General features: G+C 58.8%; 3 protein-coding genes. All 3 read left to right on the top strand.

Annotated elements, in window-relative coordinates:
• On the top strand, nucleotides 1-199 hold a 199-nt coding region (locus tag GH784_RS27335), incomplete at its 5' end, for a hypothetical protein (protein ID WP_210251788.1).
• A 324-nt stretch (nucleotides 200-523) separates the two neighbouring features.
• Nucleotides 524-3,010, top strand: coding sequence for an ATP-dependent helicase HrpB (gene hrpB, locus GH784_RS26985; RefSeq protein WP_065705017.1), 2,487 nt, complete (start codon nucleotides 524-526; stop codon nucleotides 3,008-3,010).
• A 29-nt stretch (nucleotides 3,011-3,039) separates the two neighbouring features.
• The coding region (locus GH784_RS26980; protein WP_205650015.1) for an ActS/PrrB/RegB family redox-sensitive histidine kinase at nucleotides 3,040-4,192 on the top strand (1,153 nt) is incomplete at its 3' end.

Below are 4,192 nucleotides of genomic sequence, written 5' to 3'. Positions count from 1 at the left end.
CAGACCCCGCAAGCTTCGCCGCCCACGTTTCTCTTTCTTCTCATATTCAATTGTCAAAAAACAGACCGCTCAATGCAGTCACAAAATCAAACCCCAAAAGCAAAAGCCCTTGGAAAACAACAAGCAGTCAGCTCATCAACATGATTTCTTTAGAACGAAAGACTTCGTCGCCAGCAGCGCCGCCGCCCTCGTTCAGTGAGCGGACTTATAAGAGATCACCCTCAAACAAGTCAACACACCTATCGTCAAAAAACTGACATTTTTGCTAAACATATGAAAATAAAAGATAGTTTCAAGGCGGACCGCACGGGAGGCATAGAAAGGACGGAATCCTCGTCTCTTTTGGCGGCGCATGCGGGAACCCCTTCCCACCCTTCACGACAGATAGCTTGCGAAGAACCGCAATTTTGCCGGAAGAGCTCTTGCGAAACCCTCTCCGCCGGCTGTCAAAGCACCGGGCCGTGCTTTAGAAACGGCAAAAGAGACGCTTAGACATCAACCCGATTGCCCCAGGCCTGTTTGCATGACCAGAACGCCAGCCCATATAAAGATCGATCTGCCCGTACTTCCCGTCAGCGACGTTCTGGCCGAGATTGCCCAAGCGTTGGACGGGTCAAAGCGTGCCGTTCTATCGGCTCCTCCGGGTGCGGGCAAAACAACGCTGGTGCCGCTTCATCTCCTGCGTGAGGAATGGCGGGGCGACGGCAAGATCATTCTTCTCGAACCACGCCGGCTTGCCGCCCGGGCCGCGGCTGGACGCATGGCTGATCTTCTTCAGGAGAATGTTGGAGAAACCGTCGGCTATCGTATGCGGCTCGACAATCGCATCTCCTCAAGAACCCGGATTGAAGTGGTGACTGAGGGTGTCTTTGCCCGGATGGTTCTGGACGACCCGGAACTTGCCGGCGTTTCGACGGTGATTTTCGACGAGTTTCACGAACGTTCACTCGATGGCGATTTCGGACTGGCACTTGCGCTCGACGTTCAGGAGGGACTGAGAGACGATCTGCGCATCCTCGTGATGTCCGCCACCCTTGATGTGGAACGCATCAGTGCGCTGATGGGCGATGCCCCTGTCATTCAGAGCCTCGGCCGCACATATCCAATCGACATCCGCTACGAGGACCGCTGGCAGGGTGTGCCTGTCGACGAGAAAGTCACAAAGGCGATTACCGAAGCTCATGCATCGGAAACAGGCTCCATTCTTGCCTTCCTTCCGGGGCAGGCAGAAATTACTCGCACGGCCAACCGGCTGGAGGGGCGCTTTTCCGACGATACAGATATCATCCCGCTTTACGGCAATCTTTCGCAAAAGGAGCAGGATGCGGCGATCAAGCCGGCACCGGCCGGACGGCGCAAGATCGTGCTTGCCACATCGATCGCAGAAACATCTATCACCATAGATGGCGTGCGTGTGGTGATTGATAGCGGGTTGCAGCGACTACCGGTTTTCGAACCGGCAACGGGAATCACGAGACTGGAGACAGTGCGGGTTTCGCGCGCCTCCGCCGACCAACGGGCGGGCCGAGCCGGACGAACGGAACCCGGCGTTGCGATCCGCCTGTGGCATCCGGGACAGACGGCAGCGCTCAACGCCTTCACGCCACCGCAAATTCTGGCGAGTGATCTTTCCGGCCTTGCACTCGACCTCGCCCATTGGGGCGTTCATGATCCTTCCGCGCTTTCATTTCTGGATGCCCCTCCCGAAGCGGCATTGAAGGAATCGATCGCGCTTCTCAAAAATCTGGGCGCACTCGATGAAAGCGGCGCGCTGACGCGACGCGGCCACCTGATGCGCAGCCTCTCACTACCGCCAAGGCTTGCGGCAATGGTAATTGCAGCGGGGAGCGAAGGTGCGGGAAAAAAGGCGGCGATGCTCGCTGTCATGCTGACGGAACAGGGACTGGGCGGAACCGACATTGATCTCGATGAAAGATTGCGCCGCTTTCTTTCCGAGAGAAGCGAAAGAGCGCAAGCGGCACGCAAGCTGGCTTCGAGACTTCTAGATGCGATCGGCGATGCGCAGACTATGAATGAACAGCCAAGCGAGGCTGGCCCCTTGCTGCTCCACGCCTATCCGGACCGGATTGCGCTTCAGCGAGGAGCGCGCGGTCGTTATGTGATGGCGAACGGCCGGGGTGCAGAACTTGCCGAAACCGAACGGCTGGCGGCGAGCAGGATGCTGGTGGTTGCCGATATTACCGGGCGTGCGGCACAGCCGCGCATCCTTTCCGCAGCAAGCATCGAGCGCACCGATATAGAAGAGCGGATGCCGCATCTTATTGTGCAGCAGGACCAGCTGCTGTTTGACAAGGCAAGCGGTCAGGCGCGTGCACGCCGCGTCACGCGCCTAGGCGCCATCATCCTCGACGAAACGCCCCTGCCCCGCCCGGAGGGTGAACAGGCGGCGCAGGCACTTGCCAACGGCGTTCGGGAATTTGGTGTCGGAATTCTTCCGTTCACAAAAGAAACCCAGCAGTTGCGCGACAGGATAGGCTTTCTGAATGCCAGCATCGGCGACCCCTGGCCGGATGTCAGCGATGCTGCATTGCTTTTACGGCTGGATGAATGGTTCGTGCCCTTCCAGCACGGCGCCCGCAGCCTTCAGGATATCCGGCCCGGCAGCCTTTCCGAGGGACTTTTAGCCCTGGTGCCTTATGAGGTCGCACGCGATCTCGGCAGGCTTGCGCCGACGCATTTCGAAGCGCCGACGGGCCAGCGGCATCCTATTCGTTACGATGCCAGCGAACCGACGCTTTCCATTCGTGTGCAGGAGCTTTTCGGGCTGACGGCTCATCCCGCCATCGCGCAGGGGCGGTTGCCGCTGCTGCTGGAATTGACCTCGCCGGCGCACAGGCCGATACAGACGACACGCGATCTTCCGGGTTTCTGGGCAGGATCGTGGAAAGATGTGCGGGCGGACATGCGCGGGAGGTATCCGCGCCATCCATGGCCTGAGGACCCGGCATCGGCATTGCCGACCAGCCGCGCAAAACCGCGCGGAACGTGATGACGATCAAAAGCACAAAGGAGATGAAGGTGGCTGGCCATCCGATCGAAACAACAAGGCTTGGCCGCGCCAGCCGCAGGATAAGGCTGCAAACCATCGTATGGTTGCGCTGGCTGGCGGTGGCCGGGCAAAGTGCGACGATCCTGCTTGTTGCTTTCGGCTTGAACTTCCCCCTGCCACTTCTGGCTTGCAGCCTTTTGATCGGTGCACTGGCGCTTGCCAACCTGTTTCTCACTGCGCGTTTTCCCTCCACCTATCGTCTGGAGCCGTGGGAAGCGACATTGCTGCTGGCATTCGACCTGCTGCAATTGACGGCGCTCATCTACATCACCGGTGGTCTTTCTAATCCTTTCGCACCGCTGATCTGCGTGCAGGTCATCATCGCCTTCGCGTCGCAGCCGCTTCGGCACTCGCTTATTCTGCTCGCATTTGCCGTCATCTGCTCGACGGCAATCGCTTTTTCGCCGTTTCCGGTTCCGTGGTATCCCGGTGAGGTGCTGCCGATCCAGCTTCTGCTGCATGTGGGCACCTGGGTCGCGATCATTGCCACGACCTCTTTCGCGGCCTTTTATGCCTATCGCGTTTCACACGAGGCCAATCAGCTGGCCGATGCGCTGGCTGCGACCGAACTGGTGCTGGAGCGGGAAAAACATCTCTCGCAGCTAGACGGTCTGGCCGCCGCTGCGGCACACGAGTTGGGCACGCCGCTGGCGACAATCAGCGTCGTCGCCAAGGAAATGGAACGGGAACTCGGAAATGATGAAAGGTTTGGCGAAGACATAGCGCTGCTGCGCAGCCAGAGCGAAAGATGCCGGGATATTCTGCGCCGCCTTACATCACTTTCCACCGATGATGAAGAACATATGCGCCGCCTGCCGCTCTCCTCGCTGATTGAGGAGGTGATGGCGCCGCACCGGGAATTCGGCATCCGTCTCGATCTCGTCGAAAAGAACAACCGGATCGACGAGCCGGTTGGCATCCGGAATGCAGGCGTTATTTACGGGCTGGGCAATCTCATCGAAAACGGCGTGGACTATGCGCGGGAAAAAGTGACCGTGACCGTGGACTACGATTCGCAGAATGTCGCCGTCACCATTGAGGATGATGGACCGGGTTATGCCCATGACGTGCTTGCCCGCATTGGTGAACCCTATGTGACCGAACGTCACAACGATACCCGGG

Origin of the sequence: Agrobacterium tumefaciens, assembly GCF_009649785.1 — a bacterium.
Classification (GTDB): Bacteria; Pseudomonadota; Alphaproteobacteria; order Rhizobiales; family Rhizobiaceae; genus Agrobacterium; species Agrobacterium tumefaciens.
The sequence above is the reverse complement of the archived record's forward strand: the minus strand, read 5'-3'. Positions and strand labels throughout refer to the sequence as shown.